Annotated in this window: 16 protein-coding genes and 1 pseudogene; 10 read left to right on the top strand and 7 right to left on the bottom strand. The window is 64.7% G+C overall.

Annotated features, from left to right (window positions below; translation table 11 throughout):
* Position 1: 1 nt before the first annotated feature.
* A complete protein-coding gene (locus BGRAMDRAFT_RS31530) occupies positions 2-643 on the bottom strand; it encodes a VC0807 family protein (RefSeq protein ID WP_006052978.1) in 642 nt (213 codons plus the stop codon).
* Positions 644-782: 139 nt separating this feature from the next.
* Here BGRAMDRAFT_RS31530 and arfB point away from each other — a divergent pair, with 139 nt between their 5' ends.
* Positions 783-1,187, top strand: coding sequence for an alternative ribosome rescue aminoacyl-tRNA hydrolase ArfB (gene arfB / locus BGRAMDRAFT_RS31525; RefSeq protein ID WP_006052977.1), 405 nt, complete (start codon positions 783-785; stop codon positions 1,185-1,187).
* Here the strand turns inward: arfB and BGRAMDRAFT_RS31520 are convergent.
* Positions 1,184-2,494: an EAL domain-containing protein gene (locus BGRAMDRAFT_RS31520; protein WP_006052976.1), complete on the bottom strand. Its 1,311-nt coding sequence runs from the start codon at positions 2,492-2,494 to the stop codon at positions 1,184-1,186. The genes arfB and BGRAMDRAFT_RS31520 overlap by 4 nt on opposite strands.
* 601 nt (positions 2,495-3,095) lie before the next feature.
* Between BGRAMDRAFT_RS31520 and BGRAMDRAFT_RS31515 the strand changes: the two genes are divergently transcribed.
* A complete protein-coding gene (locus BGRAMDRAFT_RS31515; RefSeq protein WP_006052975.1) occupies positions 3,096-3,386 on the top strand; it encodes a putative quinol monooxygenase in 291 nt (96 codons plus the stop codon).
* 115 nt (positions 3,387-3,501) lie between these two features.
* Here the strand turns inward: BGRAMDRAFT_RS31515 and BGRAMDRAFT_RS31510 are convergent, their stop codons facing one another.
* From BGRAMDRAFT_RS31510 to BGRAMDRAFT_RS31500, 3 genes are all read right to left on the bottom strand, one after another.
* On the bottom strand, positions 3,502-3,759 hold the full coding sequence (locus BGRAMDRAFT_RS31510; RefSeq protein WP_006052974.1) for a hypothetical protein: 258 nt from the start codon (positions 3,757-3,759) through the stop codon (positions 3,502-3,504).
* Positions 3,760-3,991: 232 nt separating this feature from the next.
* On the bottom strand, positions 3,992-4,237 hold the full coding sequence (locus BGRAMDRAFT_RS31505; protein ID WP_006052973.1) for a hypothetical protein: 246 nt from the start codon (positions 4,235-4,237) through the stop codon (positions 3,992-3,994).
* Between the two features lie 258 nt (positions 4,238-4,495).
* Complete coding sequence (locus BGRAMDRAFT_RS31500) at positions 4,496-5,215, bottom strand: YdcF family protein (protein ID WP_006052972.1); 720 nt, start codon at positions 5,213-5,215, stop codon at positions 4,496-4,498.
* 267 nt (positions 5,216-5,482) lie between these two features.
* Between BGRAMDRAFT_RS31500 and BGRAMDRAFT_RS31495 the strand changes: the two genes are divergently transcribed.
* A complete protein-coding gene (locus BGRAMDRAFT_RS31495; protein WP_006052971.1) occupies positions 5,483-5,806 on the top strand; it encodes a hypothetical protein in 324 nt (107 codons plus the stop codon).
* 301 nt (positions 5,807-6,107) lie between these two features.
* On the opposite strand, the gene BGRAMDRAFT_RS31490 is transcribed toward BGRAMDRAFT_RS31495, so the two are convergent.
* Together BGRAMDRAFT_RS31490 and BGRAMDRAFT_RS31485 are read right to left on the bottom strand one after the other, a co-directional pair.
* Positions 6,108-6,362 (bottom strand): hypothetical protein, encoded by a 255-nt coding sequence (locus BGRAMDRAFT_RS31490; RefSeq protein ID WP_006052970.1) that lies wholly within the window; start codon positions 6,360-6,362, stop codon positions 6,108-6,110.
* A gap of 383 nt (positions 6,363-6,745) precedes the next feature.
* Positions 6,746-7,141 (bottom strand): annotated as a pseudogene (locus BGRAMDRAFT_RS31485) (transposase); the annotation flags it as partial.
* A 408-nt stretch (positions 7,142-7,549) separates the two neighbouring features.
* Here BGRAMDRAFT_RS31485 and BGRAMDRAFT_RS31480 point away from each other — a divergent pair.
* From BGRAMDRAFT_RS31480 to infB, 7 genes are all read left to right on the top strand, one after another.
* Positions 7,550-8,452, top strand: a complete 903-nt coding sequence (locus BGRAMDRAFT_RS31480) for a LysR family transcriptional regulator (RefSeq protein WP_006052968.1) — start codon at positions 7,550-7,552, stop codon at positions 8,450-8,452.
* 331 nt (positions 8,453-8,783) lie between these two features.
* Positions 8,784-10,010, top strand: coding sequence for a pyridoxal phosphate-dependent aminotransferase (locus tag BGRAMDRAFT_RS31475; protein ID WP_006052967.1), 1,227 nt, complete (start codon positions 8,784-8,786; stop codon positions 10,008-10,010).
* Positions 10,011-10,351: 341 nt separating this feature from the next.
* Positions 10,352-11,506 (top strand): SMC-Scp complex subunit ScpB, encoded by a 1,155-nt coding sequence (scpB, locus tag BGRAMDRAFT_RS31470; protein WP_006052966.1) that lies wholly within the window; start codon positions 10,352-10,354, stop codon positions 11,504-11,506.
* A 64-nt stretch (positions 11,507-11,570) separates the two neighbouring features.
* Positions 11,571-13,490 (top strand): 23S rRNA pseudouridine(2605) synthase RluB, encoded by a 1,920-nt coding sequence (gene rluB / locus BGRAMDRAFT_RS31465; protein ID WP_006052965.1) that lies wholly within the window; start codon positions 11,571-11,573, stop codon positions 13,488-13,490.
* 481 nt (positions 13,491-13,971) lie between these two features.
* A complete protein-coding gene (gene rimP, locus BGRAMDRAFT_RS31460; RefSeq protein ID WP_006052964.1) occupies positions 13,972-14,430 on the top strand; it encodes a ribosome maturation factor RimP in 459 nt (152 codons plus the stop codon).
* Complete coding sequence (gene nusA / locus BGRAMDRAFT_RS31455) at positions 14,427-15,902, top strand: transcription termination factor NusA (RefSeq protein ID WP_006052963.1); 1,476 nt, start codon at positions 14,427-14,429, stop codon at positions 15,900-15,902. The genes rimP and nusA overlap by 4 nt, the downstream gene beginning before the upstream one ends.
* A 94-nt stretch (positions 15,903-15,996) precedes the next feature.
* A complete protein-coding gene (infB, locus tag BGRAMDRAFT_RS31450) occupies positions 15,997-18,942 on the top strand; it encodes a translation initiation factor IF-2 (protein ID WP_006052962.1) in 2,946 nt (981 codons plus the stop codon).
* Positions 18,943-19,144 lie beyond the last annotated feature (202 nt).

Raw genomic sequence — 19,144 nt, 5'->3', positions numbered from 1 at the left:
CTCAACTGGCACTTGGCGCCGCTTCGACCGGTTCCTCCGCGCGCCTGCGCATCGTCCGGCGATAGTGCAGCGTCCACAGAGCCAACGCTCCGTAGATGCCGTAGCCGATGAACGGCGACATCGCGAGAAACCGCTCGATCGGCCAGGTCATTGCCAGCCATGCTCGCAGCAGTATTTCGGCGGTGAGCCCGATGCCCCAGACAACGGTCATCAGCCGCATGCTGCTGACCACCGCGGGACGCTCGCGCCATAGCGCTTCGAAGCGTTGCGCACCGCCTTCCATCTCGCGGGCGACGGTCGCGCGCGCAAGGTAGAAAATCAGCGGCCGGCGCATGCCGAGCGACAGCAGGAAGGCCACGCCGACAGCGCCGGACACGAGCGACTCGCGCAACAGCAACATGCGAGGGCTGCCGCCGAGCGCCATCGCGCCGACCGAGAGCACGATGCCGGCAACGACCATCACGCTGAGTGCGTCGACGCGGCGAAACCGCGCCAGTTCGACGAGACTCCATATCACGGGCGGCGCGGCGGAGGCGAGCAGCGCGCGCGTTTCGCCAAGATGCGGCAGGGCCAGCCGATAGGCGAGCCAGGGCAACACGAAATTGACGGCCAGTTCGGCCACGAAACCGGAACGAAGCTTCATGCAAAGATCCGTCGAAGGAGAAAGGGAAAGAGACAGCGCCCAGTATCGACGATTGCGCGGCGCCGGATCAACTCGCACGCCGGTTTTCACCCGCCCCCGACGCACGCCGCATCGCGCGGCTGTGTACACTTTGAGCGCCATGACATCCCGCTATCCCATTCCATTGAACGAAGTCGAGTTGACCGCGGTTCGTGCGCAGGGCGCCGGCGGTCAGAACGTCAACAAGGTATCGAGCGCCATTCAGTTGCGTTTCGACGTGCGTGCGTCGTCGCTGCCCGAGGTGCTGAAGATGCGCCTGCTTGCGTTGCCCGATCGCCGCATCACGCGTGACGGCGTCGTGGTCATCAAGGCTCAGGAGCATCGGACGCAGGAGCTGAACCGCGCGGCGGCGCTCGCGCGGCTCGACGAACTGGTGGAAAGCGTCAGCGTGACGCGCAAGCCGCGCGTCGCAACGCGGCCGACGCGCGCATCGAATACGCGGCGTCTCGAGAGCAAAACGCGGCGCAGCGAGATCAAGGCCGGCCGTGGCCGGATCGACGATTAGCGAGCCCGTCCGCCGGCGCGCGGTCCTGCAACAGGGCCGGCAGATCCAGCAGATCCAGCAGGCACGAAGTCGACGCACAGCACGTGCGTCTTGCCGTCACGCTCGAACGCGAGCGCGGCGGTGTAACAGTCGTCGCCGTCGGCGAGCGAGTAGTGCGGACCCATCATCGCGACGCGTCCGCGGGCGGCGAGCGCGTGCTTCAGATAGGCGCGCCGCGACCAGTTGCTGCGCGCGCTGCTCGTGAGCGGCGCGAGCCGCAGTTCGGGCAGCGGCACCGACGTGGCCGTGACGGATGCCTGCGTCTGCTGACCGTGCTCGTCGGTGATAAACACGCGGCGCGCCTCGCTCAGATGCCACACTTTCTGCGCCGCCTGATCCAGATCGCCGGTGCTCCGGTATGCGTCGGCGGCGGCCGTGACGGCTTCCGCGAAACCTTCGAAACCGAGCTGCTTGTGGCGCGCGTGCGCGCGCTCGTAGTCCGCGAACTTGCCCCACATCGACTCGATCTGTGCCGGCACGCTCGCGACCGCGGCCTCGATCGAACCGTTCGGCTGGCCAAGCCAGAAGCCTTGCACGAAGTCGACGTCGGCCTGCATCAGGATCATCAGCTCCTCATCCGTTTCGACGCCCTCGGCAAGCACCAGCGTGCCGGACTGATGCAGCATCGCGATCAGATGACCGATCATCGAGTCGTCGCCCTCGCGCTTGCCCGCGCGCGCGACGAGCGACCGGTCGAGCTTGACGATGTCCGGCCGGAAGCGCCAGACGCGATCGAAGTTCGAGAAACCGGTGCCGAAGTCGTCGATTGCAATCAGGAAGTCGCGCGGCTGCGAAGCGGCGAGCATGCTGGCGACGGCGGATTCGTCGTCGGCGGGCTGCTCGAGCACCTCGATCACGATGCGCTCCTGCGGCAAGCCGAAATGCGCGGACAGTTCGTCGATGAACGTCCGCTGCGGCCAGCCGGTTTCGAACACCTGCGGCCGCGTGTTCAGAAAGAGCCAGCCGTTCGCGACGCGTTGCTCCATGAAATTCGCGACGTGCAGGCAACGCGCGATGCGGTCGAGCTCGCGCGCGTCGGCCGCCGAGCGCGTGCCCGAGAACAGCACTTCCGGCGACACCGGCAAACCGACCGGATCGAATGCACGCAGCAGCGCCTCGTAGCCGACCACGCATTGATGCGTGACCGACAGCACCGGCTGAAACACGCTGTGCAGCGTGAGCGCGCGCCACGTCGCCGTCCAGCCGGACTCGTCGCGGACCAGATGCGGAAGCAGGCCGCTCAGACTCAGTTCGCTGACGGACGGCATAACGGCGGGCATAACGGCGGGCATGAGAGCGGACATGGTGGCATCGCGGCAATCGGGTGGCGGGGCACGCGCGCGAGTTCGGCGCGCGGCGGATGCGCAACGGAATACTCAACCGGAGCACCCGCACGGCGGACCGGATCGAACCCTGGAACGCGGAGAGCGGTGCCAGCCATGCGGGACTCCGGCGGAGTGGTCAAATTGAGTCTAGCAGCTTGCATTTCGCATGAATGTGCGGGCTGTCACAGAGGCGCGAACCGCGCGTGCAACGCATGACATTGCGTTGCCGCGGGCAAACGGCGCGGCGCGCGCGGTCACGGTGGATTCGCCGGCGTTCGCTGCGATGCGCGCTTGCATCGCTTCGCCCCGCGCGCCGGCTGTGGCGGGCCGCGGGCCGTCGTGAGGTATCTGCAAGCTTGCATGAGCCGAGGGTATCAGGGCGGCCCGTGAATGCCCGCCAAACTCCAGGCGGCGACGGTGCTCAGACGTTAGCTTCGCGCGCTCGATGGCTTCTACGCCGGACGGCGCGGCGGCCGTGCGCGGCCGCCTGCAACATCGGCGGGTGGCGGGTATGCTGCTGCTTTCGCAAAAACGGAGAGTCAAGATGTCGGAGATCGCGGTGGTCGCCATTTCGGTAGCGAAACCCGGTTACGAAGAGCGCTTGCGCGAAGCGCTCGAAGGAATCGTCGGGCCGACGCGCAAAGAGCAGGGCGCGCTTCAGTACGATTTGCACCGCGACATGCAGGAGCCGCGCCGGTTCGTCTTTTTCGAGCGCTGGACAAGTCAGGAAGCGCTCGCCGCACACGCAAAGTCGGCGCACATCACGGCCTACAAGCAGGCGGTGGCCGATTGGGTCGAACACGCGGAGATTCGCGTGGTGTCGAAAATTCTGTAAGTCTTCCGGGCGCTCCGCGGAGCGCCTGGCGGTTCGACGCGCTGATCGTGCGGTTTTCGTGCGATCAGCGGTGTGGGCTAGCGCGGCGCGCGCTGCGCACCGCTAGACGCGCACATCAATGCGTGGCTTGCGGCACGTCGAGGATCAGAATGATCGTCCAGTCGGCCTCGCCATCGTGATGATACTGACGCTCGGCGACGATGAACGGTTGCTGCTTGCCGTCCGGGCCGAGAAACAGCACGTCGCCTTCCATCGGCAGGCATTCGACGGGCGGCAGCGCAAGGAACGCTTCCTGACCGCCGCGCGGCATCAGTTTTTCGATTTTGCGGGATGCTGCTTCAGTCCATTCGATATCTAGCTGGATGTTGCTCATGCTGTCCTCCGCACCAGGGTGCGCACGGGTTAGGGTTCCGGCAGGCGCCGGTCGGTGCGCGACTTTAGCATACCGGGCATCGTGCGCCGGCCGGGCCATTGGACAATAAAAAAGCCGGAACCGGCGCTGCCGGCTTCGGCTTTTCCACTGCGCCGGCGAGGCCGCGGGGCGTTGCTGCGGGTCGGCAAAATGGCCCGCGTTGCCCGCTCTCACCAAAGGCCGCGCACTGCGCTCAGGAGCCCGAGGCGTCGGCCTTCGCGCCCTTCTTGTGATGATGCTGCGAGCCCTTGTGATGCTTCATCGGCGCGGCGGGCGCGGTTTCCATCGTTTGCTGGCGGTTTTGCAAATCTTGCGCGCGCTGCTCGACGTCGGCGGCCCGCGCCGGATCGGTACTCATCGTGACGCCGCCTTGTTGCGCATAGGCCGCGCCGGATAGGGCACCGAGAGAAATCAGAATCGCGAGGGACACTTTCTTCATTGCTACCTCCGCAGAGTGGTTGTGGACCCGAGTACTTGTCTATCCATTCGGAGAGACAGTGCATTCTAGCCAGCAATCTCCGCTCCAGCGGACGGTTTGTAACCGCGCGCGCCATTGGTTACATCTTGTTACTGGCTTCTTGATGCGCGTTGCTTAGATGCGGCGTCCTTGTCGCGCGAGCGAGGCCGCTCTGTCAGATTGATTGGCATCGCTAAGCAAAGCCGCTGCCGCGTATGTCGGACACATGTCAGACACATGTCAGAACAGGCCAATGGCGCTATACACGTGATATTGCGCGATGCCGATCAGTTCATGCAACGCGATCTCAGCGTTCGCCAGATTCGAGTAGCGCGGCAGCACGCCCAGGCGCGCGCGGCGCGCGCTCGAGATCAACGGCTGCGGCTCGAGCCCGAAATGTCTGAAGTCGAGCATGGCGCGCGGCATGTGATACGCGGACGTGACCAGTATCAAGGAATCGTAACGTGACTGGCCCACAATGGCCGACACGTTGCGGGCGTTCTCGTATGTCGTGAGGCTCTGGTTTTCAAGCACGATGTCCGAGCGCGGCACCTGTTCGCGCAGCAGGTAGGGCAGATAGGTGTCGGCCTCGGTTGCAGCATGCCGCTGCGGATTGCCGCCGCTGACAATCACGCTGCAGACCGTCGCGCTGCGTTTGCATGCGGCGTAGTTTTTCGCGCTGACCGCGATGCGCGCGAGCACTTCGCGCGGCGGCACGAGCACCTTGTCGCGGTTGTACACCGTACCGCCGCCGAGCAGGACGATGGCGGTGCGCGGCGCGAATCTGGCGGGCGTGCTGGTTTGCGCTTGCGGCTGCGCAAGGCTTAAGAGCGGAGCCGTCAGCCAGCCGGCAGAAAGCAGCCAGAAAATGGCGATTGTGCAAAAGAGGAGAGGCCGTCGAGCGCGCTTCCATATAGCAATTGCTGCAAAAAAAAGCGCCAATAAAGTGAATAGAATCAATTTAGATGGGGTAACGTATGTCTTTCGGGATTAAATCTTCGGGCCTGCTATCGCGCCGCAGCGGTTGCATCGTCGGTTCGTAGGTAGAACGCTAACATGCCGTTCTGACGGGGGTCCTGAAACATTAGACCAGGCAGCACCTGGCGGAATTCGGCCGTAGTGCTTACGGCCAGCTTCCAGCCATGGGCGGGTGCCAGGCGCGTCGCTGGTGGCGCGGCGACGTGTTGGCATAAATGTGTCATGGCTGCACTTTAAGAAAGAAGTGAGATGACCACGTATTCCAACGAAGCAGTACTCGAAGCGCTGCGGCGAGCGCAATATCGTCAAGTGCCGTGGGCCAGGCGCCCGGGCGTTTTCCAATATCTTCGCGCGCTCGGCCTGATGGACACCGTTCGGCAACGTACCGTCGCGCCGGCGCCTGGCTTTCATGCTCCTGTCGACATCGCCGTCCTCACGGATCGCGGCCGCGCCGAATTTGCGCGGCTCTCACACGACGAAACCCGCCTGACCTGGACCGTGCAGCGCATGAACGACTACGTCCTGGCTGCCGCCGAGACGCACGCCGCCGCACCGCTCGAAGCGCGCACCTAGCTGCGCCGCATTTAGCCAATCCCGCTGGTCGAGCGACGCACAAGCGCGAAACACGTGACGCGTGTGCGCGTTCGGCCCGTCGTTGTCCTTCTCGTTTCTTCCCTTTCTCGCCGGCAAAAAAAAGCCCGTATCGCAAGGATACGGGCGTACCGGAATTACTACTGCCACGCTGTGCTAATGGCGTTAAGTCAGACCGATACGGATAGCCGTGGTTCCCCGAGATTCGCTTGTCTTTCGGCGACTCACGCCGACCTTCGCGCGAGTTGCGGTTCGCACTGCGCAGCTACCGAAGCCGCGCATGTTAGCGGCGTCGCGGCGCGTCGCCATGCGGCGCTTCGGGCCGCGTGCGCACATTGCTCGCAATATCGCCGCGCAAGTCGCCCCGCGGCGCCGGTGGCGTGAAGTTGCGGCCACGCTCGGCGCTGCGCTGCCAGGCCTCGACGGAAGCCGTGCGGTCGGGCCGCCAGTTCCAGCCTTGCGGGCGCTGTTGGGCAAGCGCCGATGCGGCCATTGATGAAAGCACAATGCCGCACAGAAGCAGTGACATTGGTTTCATGCTGAGCTCCCGTCCAAGCCCCCTGGTTACCAGGCCTGTTTGCATACGTATAAGGTATGCGGATGGACGAAAGCACGCTGTAAGTAATAGTAAATGGATGTTTCACCCGCAACTCAGTGGTTGCGGGGAGTGTTCGATTCGAGACACGTAATGCGGCGGCACACGCGAGGAGGAGCGCGCCCAGCGGCGCGGTGGCTTGCCGATGCACTGCCGCCTCCCCGGCGACCGTCTGGAGACGCGGGCCGAGCGGCCCACGTGAACCGTGGCGGCCGCCCAGTTCCGTGGAAACGAGGCCGTCGGGAACAAGCCGCCGGGCGTGCGCCGGGCGGGTCAAGATAAGCTTCGGGCGCCCGCAGGCGCCCGGAGAAAAACGAGGTTGCTTAAGCCATCTTCACCGGCGCGCGCCACGATTCCGGATTGGTCCAGAATGCGCCACGCAGACGGTCGCGGCTCGGCGGTGCGGGCGGCTTGGCTGCGGTTGCGCCGATGCGTCCGCGCAGCGAAATCTCGCGGCCGCTCGTGCCGAGTCGCTTCACAATTTCGGCGAGCGTGCCGTCGGCTTGCCACTCGTCGAAACGGCGGCGGCAAGTCGGCGGCGACGGATAGCGGCCCGGCAGTTTGGACCAGCCTTCGCCTGTCGACAGCACCCACAGCACCGCGTTGACGACCGCGCGCGCTTCGACACGCGGTCGACCGCGACGCTCGCTCCGTGCAGGCTCCGCACAGAACAACGCCTCGACCAGCGCCCACTCGTTGTCTCTCAAATCGTCGAACAGCATCATGTTTCACCTCAGCGAAGCTAACTCCGGTGCGCTGCCCCGCGCCGCGCACTCTCCATGCACTCGATAGGCGAGTGCCAAGGGGGTCGGGTTTGCCACGGTCTGCCATGCGGTCAGAAGTCGTGGCGCCGATCCTGTGAGCATGTCAATGCAGGATGTATGCCAAGTTGACTCCAACCGCCTCGAAGCCCCGTAACAGCGGGCCAGCGCGGGCGCTAGCTAGGGCCGTATGAGAATCCAAAAAACCCATCTCGCAAATCGGGACAATCACCAATCTTGTGCAACGAGGCCCGCAGGGCGTGCGTTTGCGCCTCAATGCTGCATTGCAGCGAGTGCGTCGAAAGCCCGTGCCACCGCGCGCCGGCGCGTACAATGCGCATCAAAACATGCCATTGATGAGCCGAAGAAATGAACGTCACGCTGCGCCAGCTAAGGGTTTTCATCGAGGTCGCGCGCCTGCAGAGCTTCAGCCGCGCGGGCGACGAGGTCGGGCTGACGCAATCGGCGGTGAGCCGTTGCGTGCGCGAGCTGGAGGGCGAAATCGGCCTCAAACTGATCGACCGCACGACGCGCGAGGTACAACTCACGGACGTCGGCGGGAATCTCGTCTCGAGCGTGTCGCGGCTCCTAGGCGATCTGGACGACGCGCTGCGCGAGATCCGCGAAATCGGCGAGCAGCGGCGCGGACGGGTGGTGGTGGCCGCGAGTCCGACCATCGCCTGCCGGTTGATGCCGGGCGTGCTCGCGTCGTGCGGCGAGCGCTTTCCTCACATTGCGCTCGGCTTGCGCGACGACGTGCAGAGCGACGTGGTGCGCAAGGTGAAGTCGGGCGAGGTGGATTTCGGCGTGATCATTGGGCCGTTCGCCGCCGACGATCTGCTGAGCGAATCGCTGATGACGGACTCCTTCTGCCTCGTCTCGCGCGACGATCACCCGCTTGCCCGCCAGAAGGAGGTCGCGTGGGCGGATCTCGAAGGCGAGCGGCTCGTGATGCTCGACTACGCGTCGGGGAGCCGTCCCCTCATTGACGCGGTGATGCACGAGCACGGCGTGAACGCCACGGTGGTGCAGGAACTCGGGCATTCGGCGACAGTGTTCGGTCTTGTCGAGGCCGGCATCGGCGTGAGCGTGCTGCCGTGGCTCGCGTTGCCGTTGCCAGCGGGCGCTGCGCTTGCCGCGCGTCCGCTCGTGCCTCGGGCAGAGCGCACGGTCGAACTGGTGCGGCGGCGCGACCGCTCGCTGTCGCCGGCGGCTGAGGCGGTGTGGGAGTTGATCCGCGAACTGCCGTCGCGGGCGGAAGATCTGGTTTGAGGAGGGGGGCCTGGATGCTTTTGAGCTCCCCGATTGCGGGCGCGGTCGGTGCGGCCGGTGCGGTCGCCCGAGGCTGAAGGGTGTGGCCCGGCGCACGGCGGGTCGCATTCGTCGTGGCAGGTCTTTCGGGTGTTCCCGCAACAAGGCCGCAGTAGGTTCTCAATGCCTTGCCCCAACACCTCGCCGCTCATAACCCCCGCGCGGCACGACGTTTCGCAACCGAACGCAACCGAACGCTGGGATAAACTCCCGGCTGCGCTTCCCGACGACATACATCGCCTCGTGGCGCGCCAGCCCGACCTCTGCATTTCTTCTAACCTTGGAAGCCTCGATGAGCGAACCGGACCTCTCCGTGTCATCCATGCCCAACGCACGCGAGGCGGTGCGCGCGCTGCGTCCGTCGCAGATTCGCGAAGTGGCGAACGCCGGCTTCGGCGTCGCCGACGTGCTGCCGTTCTGGTTCGGCGAGTCCGACCGCGTGACGCCGGCCTTTATCCGCGATGCCGCCAGCGCCGCGCTGCAGGCGGGCGCGACTTTCTACACGCATAACCTGGGCATCGCGCCGTTGCGCGCGGCGCTCGCCGATTACGTCGGCGAACTGCACGGCGCCACCTTGCCGGACCACATTGCGGTGACGAGCGCGGGCGTCAATGCGCTCATGCTGGCGGCGCAACTGGTCGTGGGAGCGGGCGACCGCGTGGTTGCCGTTACGCCGCTGTGGCCGAATCTCGTCGAGATTCCGAAAATTCTCGGCGCTCATGTGGAAACCGTCTCGCTCGATTACGGCGAGCAGGGTTGGCAGCTCGATCTGGCGCGCCTGTTCGCGGCGCTCACGCCCGACACGAAAATGCTGCTCATCAATTCGCCGAACAATCCGACCGGCTGGGTGATGAGCCGCGAGCAGCAGCGCGCGGTGCTTGCGCATTGCCGGCGGCACGGCATCTGGATCGTCGCGGACGAAGTCTACGAGCGCCTTTATTACCCGGACGCTTCCATCGAAAGCGAAGGCGCCGCTCCCGCCCGTACGGCGCCGTCGTTTCTCGATCTGGCCTCGCGCGACGAGCGGGTGATCTGCGTGAACTCGTTCTCGAAGGCGTGGCTGATGACAGGCTGGCGCCTCGGCTGGATCGTCGCGCCGACGCGTCTGATGGACGATCTCGGCAAACTCGTCGAGTACAACACCTCGTGCGCGCCGTCGTTCGTCCAGCAGGCCGGGATCGCCGCCGTGCAGCAGGGCGAGCGCTTCACGCAGGACCTGGTGCGCGACCTGAAGGCATCGCGCGACCATCTGGTGCGGGCGTTGTCTGCCGTGCCCGGCGTCGACGTTAAGGCGCCCCACGGCGCGATGTATCTCTTTTTCTCGATGACGGGCGCCTCGCGCAGCGTCGAGCTATGCAAGGCGCTGGTGCGCGAAGTCGGCCTGGGAATCGCGCCCGGCAGCGCGTTCGGTCCCGAGGGCGAGGGCTTTCTGCGCTGGTGCTACGCGTGCGACGTCGCGCGGCTGGATGCAGGCGTCGAGCGCCTGAAGCGCTTTCTCGCCCGGCATGCCGCGCTGTAGTTGATGCGGGAAAGACATGCGAGAGCTTCGCGTTCAATGAGCGCCTCTCACGGATGCACCCGCATTCGCGCATATGCACCAATGCGCCGGGCATGTTCTCCGGCGCCTGGCGGCGGTTGGCTTTACGCACCGGATGTTTTTGCGTAATATGGCGCTCAGTCACGCGATTCCCGTCCGGAATATCGCTGCTCCGTCCGGCTGGGTTTGGCTCGATAGTCTGTTTCGCCTCCCCCCGGTGCGTGCTCCCATCAATATGACCGATCAGAATCGGGCGAGCGCGTCTTCAGTTCCACATCGTCTGTTTGATCCGGTTCTTTGACCACAGGGTCTGACCTAGCTGCATGAATACCCAAGAGGCGAAGATCGTCCTCGAGACAGCCTTGATCTGCGCGCAGGAGCCGTTAAAGCTCGGCGATTTGCGCAAGCTCTTTGCCGACGGCGTGTCGGCAGACACCGTTAGGACTCTGCTCGAAGACCTGAAACAGGATTGGTCGGGGCGCGGTGTGGAGTTGGTCGGGCTGGCGTCGGGGTGGCGGTTTCAAAGCAAGCCCGCGATGCGTTCGTATCTGGATCGTCTGCATCCGGAAAAGCCGCCGAAATATTCGCGCGCGGTGCTCGAAACGCTCGCGATCATTGCATACAGGCAACCGGTTACGCGTGGCGATATTGAAGAGATTCGCGGCGTGACGGTGAACACGCAGGTCGTCAAGCAACTCGAGGATCGCGGCTGGATCGAAGTGATCGGCCATCGCGACGTGCCGGGCCGCCCGGCGCTCTACGCGACCACGCGGCAGTTTCTCGACGACCTGGGCTTGCGCGCGCTCGACGAATTGCCGCCGCTCGCGGACCCGTCGGCGCAACTGAACGCGGACTTGCTCGGACAGCATGCAATCGAGTTTTCCGATGCGGACGCCGAGGTCGGCGAGACGCCGGCATCGAACGAAGAAGGCGAAGCGAGCGCGTCCGAACAGCCGGACATGGCCCACGCGGAAGCAACAAGCGGCGCGCAGCTCGCGGCAGGAACGGAAATCGCTGGCGAAGAGGCTCAGGGTGATCCGGCGCAGCACGCCGATGGCACGCAAACGGGCATCGCGGCTGATGGCGTCGACACTTTTGAAGTCGCCGCGAATGAGGCTTTCGAAGCGCAACCCGACGTAGCACCAGAAGAAGCAAAACCCGCGGAGCAGGCGGACGTGATGAACGACGCGGAACACGCGGACAACGCGGACCGTGCGGAACACGCCCGCGAGGCCGGCGCCGAAGCGGCAAACGTTGCACCGCTGCCCGCTGCCGCGGAATCAGAAGAGAATTGCGATCCGGCCGCCAAGGCCGATCCGGCAGCAGCCGCAAATGGTTCGGACGTTCTCCGCGACGCGGAGCATGCGGCCGGATCGAACCCGACCAGGGCGGCGCACGGCGATCAGGAAGATCGTCGCGACGCCGCACAGGACGCAGGCATTCTGACCGACGACGAAACCGAGTCGCGCAGCGCCTGACGTAACCGAACATTTTTTGCCGCGCCTGCAAGGGGCGCGCGCGACCTGACATTTTGAGGTTGTTTTGACACATACCCACGACACCGATTCGTCCGAATCCGAGCGCGCCGTGCCGTCGGCGCGCGCTGACGAAACGCGCACCACGCAAGCGTCGGCAGGCGAGCATGAGCGCCCGGCGCAGACCACGGAAGCAGACGGCGAGGACCGTCCGCGCCGCGGCCTGCGTCGCGGGCCGCGCAGCCTGATCGCCCGGCGCCGTGCCGGCGCGAAGACGAAGGCCGTCGAAGGCGCGCCGGGGCAGGCCGCGCCGGCCGCCGGCGAGGCTGCGCCGGAAGGCGAAGCGGTGGCGCAAGCGCGTCCGCCGCGCAAGGACGCGGGCGCCAAGGGTCAAGGGCCGCGACGCAATGCAGGCGGCGCTAAACGCGAAGGGCAGCGCGAGGGTCAACGCGACGGCGCGCCGCGTGAAGGCGCCCCCCGTGAAGGCGCCCCCCGCGAAGGCCAGCGCGAGCGTCAGCCGCGCGCAGGCGGCCAGCGGCAGAATCGCCGCGGCGGCGAAGCTCCCGCAGCAGCGGGCGCAGCGGCCGAAGGGAATCAGGATGATCTGTTCTCCTACGTCACGTCGCCGGCCTTCGATGCCGACAACAGCACGACGGGCGGCGTGCGCGCGCCGATGCTGCGCCGTGGCAAGCCGGCTGCGCCGAAGCGCGTGCTGTCCGCCGACGACGACGCGCCGAAGCTCCACAAGGTGCTGGCCGAGGCCGGCATGGGTTCGCGCCGCGACATGGAAGAACTGATCGTCGCCGGCCGCGTGTCGGTGAACGGCGAGCCGGCTCACATCGGCCAGCGCATCATGCCGACCGACCAGGTCCGCATCAACGGCAAGCCGGTCAAGCGCAAGCTCGCCAACAAGCCGCCGCGCGTGCTGCTGTATCACAAACCGACCGGCGAGATCGTCAGCCATGCCGATCCGGAAGGCCGTCCGTCGGTGTTCGACAAACTGCCGCCGATGAAAACCGCCAAGTGGCTCGCGGTTGGCCGTCTCGACTTCAATACCGAAGGTCTGCTGATGCTGACCACCTCGGGCGATCTGGCGAACCGGTTCATGCATCCGCGTTACAGCGTCGAGCGTGAATACGCGGTCCGCGTGGTCGGCGAACTGGCCGAAGGCATGCGTCAAAAGCTGCTGAACGGCGTCGAACTCGACGACGGCCCGGCGAACTTCCTGCGCATTCGCGACGGCGGCGGCGAAGGCACCAATCATTGGTATCACGTCGCGCTCGCCGAAGGGCGTAACCGCGAAGTGCGTCGTATGTTCGAAGCGGCTGGTCTGATGGTGAGCCGTCTGATCCGCACGCGTCACGGCCCGATATCGTTGCCCAAGGGCTTGAAGCGCGGTCGTTGGGAAGAGCTTGAAGACAATCAGGTGCGCGCGCTGATGGCGTCGGTTGGCCTGAAGGCGCCGAGCGAAGAGCGCGGCGGCCGCAATGCGGCGCCTGAGCGCAAGCAACCCGATCCGATGCAGACGTCGATGGGCTTCATCAACCGCGAACCGGTGCTGATGTCGCATAGCCGCTTCGAGCAGCAGCCGCGCGGCCAGGGCCGGCGCGGTGCGGCAGGCGGCGGCTTCGGCGGCGGCGCGGGTGCGGGCACGGGGTTCGGCGGCGGCTACGGCAATCGCGGCACGGGTCGCGGCGCGGGCGGCGCTGGTGGATTTAGCGGAGGCGCGGGCGGCGCAGGCGGTGGTGCAGGCGGTCCGCGCGGCGGCCGCGACGTCGACGGCAACCGCGCGCCTTCGGGCAGCGGCAATCGGGCTCCTTCGGGCGGCGGCAAGCGCGCTGGCGGCAACGGTCCGAATGCGGGCGGCGGCAATCGTGCGCCCGCGGGCAACCGCGGCAACGCCAACCGCTCGGGTGGCGGCAACCCCAACGCCGGCGGTGCAAACCGTAGCGGCGGCGCACCGCGCGGCCGTCCGCGCGGGCGCTGATCGCGAGTGTGACGATCATTGCGGCCCGGCTTCATCGAGCCGGCCGCAAAGTGCCGTCTTAATCATTCAATCGACGGGCGTCGCGGTCGCTGACCGCGAGGCGTATGAAACGCCGCGCAGGCCGAACTCGGGCCACATCGCGCGGCGCTGCCTTGCAAAGTCCCGCAAGCGCCGCCATATCGTCGAAAGATCGCCATGAAATCAAGCGGGAATCCGCTTGGCGCGGCGCTCTGCGGTTTGCGTTTGTCCTGAAAAATGGCTACAATCGCGGAGTCGCTGGGCGTGCGGCTTTTCATGTGCGGCTCAGGTGCGACCACCGGTAATAAGATGATGGGCGTTTAGCCCATTTTTTTTTGCCGCTCAGTTCATCGTGGTTCGTCATCTCGGGTAGCACGAACGTGCGCCGGCCAGGCGCGCGGCCCGCATTGGTTGTTTGCAGAACAAGCGGCAGGCTCGCTGCGCGAACATCTAAGAGGGCACTGTGCAACTGACGGAACTGATTGAAACCACGGTCGTGGGACTCGGCTACGAGCTCGTCGATCTCGAGCGCACCGGGCGCGGCATGCTGTGTATTTATATCGACCAGCCTGCCGGCATCGCGATCGAAGACTGCGAGAAAGTCACGCGTCAGCTCCAGCACGTACTGACGGTCGAAAATATCGATTATGAGCGGCTCGAAGTATCGTCGCCGGGGCTCGACCGTCCGCTGAAAAAACTGGCGGATTTTGAACGCTTTGCAGGCAGCGAAGCGGTAATCACATTGAAAAAGCCATTGGACGGACGGAAATCGTACCGGGGTATTTTGCATGCCCCGCAAGGCGAGACCATCGGTCTGGAATTTGAAGGGAAGGAAGGCGCCGCGATGCTCGATTTCACGCTCGCGGACATGGACAAAGCACGCCTCGTTCCGAAAGTTGACTTTAGGAGCCGCAAACAATGAGTCGCGAAGTGTTGATGCTGGTGGATGCGCTGGCACGCGAGAAGAACGTCGACAAAGACGTGGTATTTGCCGCGCTCGAAGCGGCTCTCGCTTCGGCCTCCAAGAAACTCTTCGAAGAAGACGCGGACATCCGCGTCCATATCGACCGTGAAAGCGGCGAGCACGAAACGTTTCGCCGCTGGAAAGTGGTGCCGGACGAAGCCGGCCTGCAAGAGCCGGATCAGGAAATCCTGCTGTTCGAAGCACGCGAGCAGAAGCCTGAAATCCAGATCGACGACTACATCGAAGAACCGGTGCCGTCCATCGAATTCGGCCGGATCGGCGCGCAGGCCGCCAAGCAGGTGATCCTGCAGAAGGTGCGCGACGCCGAGCGCGAGCAGATCCTGAACGACTTCCTCGAGCGCGGCGAGCACATCATGACCGGCTCGGTGAAGCGCCTGGACAAGGGCAACTTCATCGTCGAAACCGGCCGTGTCGAAGCGCTCTTGCGCCGCGACCAGCTGATTCCGAAGGAAAACCTGCGCGTGGGCGACCGCGTGCGCGCCTATATCGCGAAGGTCGATCGCACCGCGCGCGGTCCGCAGATCGAACTGTCGCGTACGGCGCCCGAATTCCTGATGAAGCTATTCGAAATGGAAGTGCCCGAAATCGAACAGGGCCTGCTGGAAATCAAGGCGGCGGCGCGCGATCCCGGCGTGCGCGCCAAGATCGGCGTGGTCGCTTACGACAAGCGCATCGATCCGATCGGCACTTGCGTCGGCATTCGCGGTTCGCGTGTGCAGGCGGTGCGTAACGAGCTCGGTGGCGAAAACGTCGACATCGTGCTATGGTCGGAGGATCCCGCCCAGTTTGTGATCGGCGCGCTCGCGCCGGCAGCCGTCCAATCGATCGTCGTCGACGAAGAGAAGCATTCGATGGACGTCGTCGTGGACGAAAACGAACTGGCGGTCGCGATCGGCCGCAGCGGCCAGAACGTGCGTCTTGCCAGCGAACTCACCGGCTGGCAGATCAACATCATGACGCCGGACGAATCTGCGCAAAAGCAGAATCAGGAACGCGGTGTTCTGCGCGACCTGTTCATGGCGCGTCTCGATGTCGACGAGGAAGTCGCTGACATCCTGATCGACGAAGGCTTTACGAGCCTCGAAGAGATCGCCTACGTGCCGCTCAACGAAATGCTCGAAATCGAAGCATTCGACGAAGACACCGTCCACGAACTGCGTAACCGCTCGCGTGACGCGTTGTTGACAATGGCGATCGCGAATGAAGAAAAGGTCGAAAATGTAGCGCTCGACCTGAAGAGCCTGGACGGCATGGACGCCGACCTGCTCGCAAAGCTGGCCGAACATCAGATCCAGACGCGCGACGAACTCGCCGAGCTGGCTGTGGACGAACTGGTCGAGATGACCGGAATGGAAGAGGATGCCGCTAAGGCGTTGATCATGAAAGCACGTGAACACTGGTTCCAGTGAGAAATGACCATGGCGCACTAAATTGAACGCGGCCGTCAGGCCGCATGACCCGATGCTAACCGCAAGGAATCGGTCCTTGCATTAAGAGGAATGAATGGCGAGTAACAACGTAGCCCAATTTGCCGCGGAACTGAAAATGCCTGCAGGCGTGCTGCTCGAGCAGCTGCAGGCGGCGGGCGTCACCAAAGCGAGCGAAGCCGACTCCTTGTCCGAAACGGACAAGGCGCGTCTGCTCGACCACTTGCGCAAGTCACACGGCTCGACTGATGCAGACAAGCGCAAGATCACGCTGACGAAACGGCATACGTCGGAGATCAAGCAGTCCGATGCGACGGGCAAGGCTCGCACCATTCAGGTCGAGGTGCGCAAGAAGCGCACTTTCGTCCGCCGCGACGAAACCTCCGCTGAAGGCGGAGAGGCATCGAATCATGTGGCCGAGGCACCGGAAGTCGACGATCTCGAACTTCAGCGCCGCGAAGAAGAAGCGCGTCACGAAGCCGAACTGCTCGAGAAGCAGGCTCAGGAACTGAAGGCGCGTCAGGAGCAGCTCGAACGCGAAGAGGCCGAGCGCCAGGCGCGCGAGCAGGCTGCTGAAGCGGAGCGTCGTCGCGCGGAAGAAGAAGCGGCGAAGAAGCGCGCAGCGGCTGCGGCCGAGGTAACGGCTCGCGAGAAAGTGCAGCAGGCCACGCAAACGGCGAAGGTCGAGGCGGCGGCTGCAAGCGCGGCCGAACCGGCCGTCGCGAAAGACACCGAGCAGGACGACGAGCGTGCCGCAGCAGAACGCGCGGCACAACGCGAAGCGGCGAAGAAGGCGGAAGACGCAGCGCGTCAGGCTGCTGAAAAGGCGCGTGCCGAGCAGGAACAGATCGCCAAGCGCCGTGCCGCGGCGGAAGCCGAAGCGCGTGCGATCCGCGAAATGATGAACACGCCGCGCAAGGCGCAGGTGAAGGCGCCGGAACCGGCACCGAAGCCCGCCGAGCCGGCCAAGGCGGCCGAAGCGAAGGGCACGCTGCACAAGCCGGCGCGTCCGGCTGGCGAAGCGGCCGCGCGTCCCGCGGCCCGCAAGCCCGCTACCGCGGCTCCGGCTGCGACGACCACGCCGTCGGCAGGCGACAAGAAGAAGCCGGGCGGCAAGGGCGGCTGGCAGGACGACGCAGCCAAGCGCCGCGGCATCAAGACGCGCGGCGACACGAGCGGCGGCGTCGACCGCGGCTGGCGCGGCGGCCCGAAGGGTCGCGGCAAGCATCAGGACCAGAACACCACGTTCCAGGCGCCGACCGAACCGATCGTGCGTGAAGTGCACGTGCCGGAAACCATCACGGTCGCCGATCTGGCGCACAAGATGGCGGTGAAGGCGTCGGAAGTCATCAAGTCGATGATGAAGCTCGGCCAGATGGTCACGATCAACCAGATGCTGGACCAGGAAACGGCGATGATCATCGTCGAGGAACTGGGCCATCACGCGGTGGCGGCCAAGCTGGACGATCCGGAAGCCATGCTGGTGGAAGGCGAAGTGTCGGATGCGGAAGCACTGCCGCGTCCGCCGGTCGTCACCGTCATGGGTCACGTCGACCACGGCAAGACCTCGCTGCTCGACTACATCCGCCGCGCGAAGGTTGCAGCGGGCGAAGCGGGCGGCATTACGCAGCACATCGGCGCTTATCACGTCGAAACGCCGCGTGGCGTCATCACGTTCCTCGACACGCCGGGTCACGAGGCCTTCACGGCCATGCGTGCCCGCGGTGCGAAGGCAACGGACATCGTGATTCTGGTGGTCGCAGCCGACGACGGCGTGATGCCGCAAACGAAGGAAGCGATCGCCCACGCGAAGGCAGGCGGCGTGCCGCTCGTCGTCGCGATCAACAAGATCGACAAGCCGGATGCGAATCCGGACCGCGTCAAGCAGGAACTGGTCGCCGAAGGCGTCGTGCCGGAAGAATACGGTGGCGATTCGCCGTTCGTGTCGGTGTCGGCCAAGACCGGCTCGGGTATCGACGATCTGCTGGAAAACGTGCTGCTGCAAGCCGAAGTGCTGGAACTGAAGGCACCGGTCGAAGCGCCGGCCAAGGGTCTCGTCATCGAAGCGAAGCTCGATAAGGGTAAGGGTCCGGTTGCGACCATCCTGGTCCAGTCGGGTACGTTGAACCGTGGCGACGTCGTGCTGGCAGGCAGCGCCTATGGCCGCGTGCGAGCCATGCTGGACGAAACGGGCAAGCCGACCAAGTCGGCGGGTCCGTCGATCCCGGTCGAAATCCAGGGTCTGTCGGAAGTGCCGCAGGCTGGCGAGGAAGTCATCGTCATGCCGGACGAGCGCAAGGCGCGTGAAGTCGCGTTGTTCCGTCAAGGCAAGTTCCGCGACGTCAAGCTGGCGAAGCAGCAGGCCGCGAAGCTCGAGAACATGCTCGAGCAAATGGGCGAAGGCGAAGTGCAGTACATGCCGCTCATCGTCAAGGCCGACGTGCAAGGCTCGCAGGAAGCGCTGGTGCAGTCGCTGCTCAAGCTCTCCACCGACGAAGTGCGCGTACAGATCGTGCACGGCGCCGTGGGCGGCATCAGCGAGTCCGACGTCAACCTGGCAACGGCTTCGAAGGCGGTCATCATCGGCTTCAACACGCGGGCGGATGCGCAGGCTCGCAAGCTGGCCGAGTCGAACGGCGTGGACATTCGCTACTACAACATCATCTACGACGCAGTGGATGAAGTGAAGGCCGCGATGTCGGGCATGCTGGCTCCGGAGAAGCGCGAAGTCGTGACCGGTACGGTCGAAGTTCGCCAGGTATTCAAGGTGCCGAAGGTCGGCACGGTGGCCGGCTGTATGGTCACGGACGGTTTCGTGAAGCGCTCGTCGTCGGTGCGTGTGCTGCGCAACAACGTCGTCATCTTCACGGGCGAGCTGGATTCGCTCAAGCGCTTCAAGGACGACGTGAAGGAAGTCCGTCAGGGCTTCGAGTGCGGTATGTCGGTCAAGAACTTCAACGACATCGTCGAAGGCGATCAGTTCGAAGTCTTCGAGGTCACCGAAGTCGCGCGTACGCTGTAAATCACGCGGCACGGTCCCCGGGGGGCGGGTAATAATAATCACACTCCAATTTAGATGTAGCTACTTGACTATACCGGTATTAAAATAGTCGAATTACCATAGATGTATCCAAGTCAATACCTCTCGTACTAAAGTCAGGACTCCGCTCTATTCAATACAAACTGGAGATAGGGACCGATCTGTCTGACGACGATTTAAACCC

The organism is Paraburkholderia graminis C4D1M (genome assembly GCF_000172415.1).
Classification (GTDB): domain Bacteria; phylum Pseudomonadota; class Gammaproteobacteria; order Burkholderiales; family Burkholderiaceae; genus Paraburkholderia; species Paraburkholderia graminis.
Note: the sequence above shows the minus strand (reverse complement) of the source record. Positions and strands in the feature narration are given on the sequence as shown.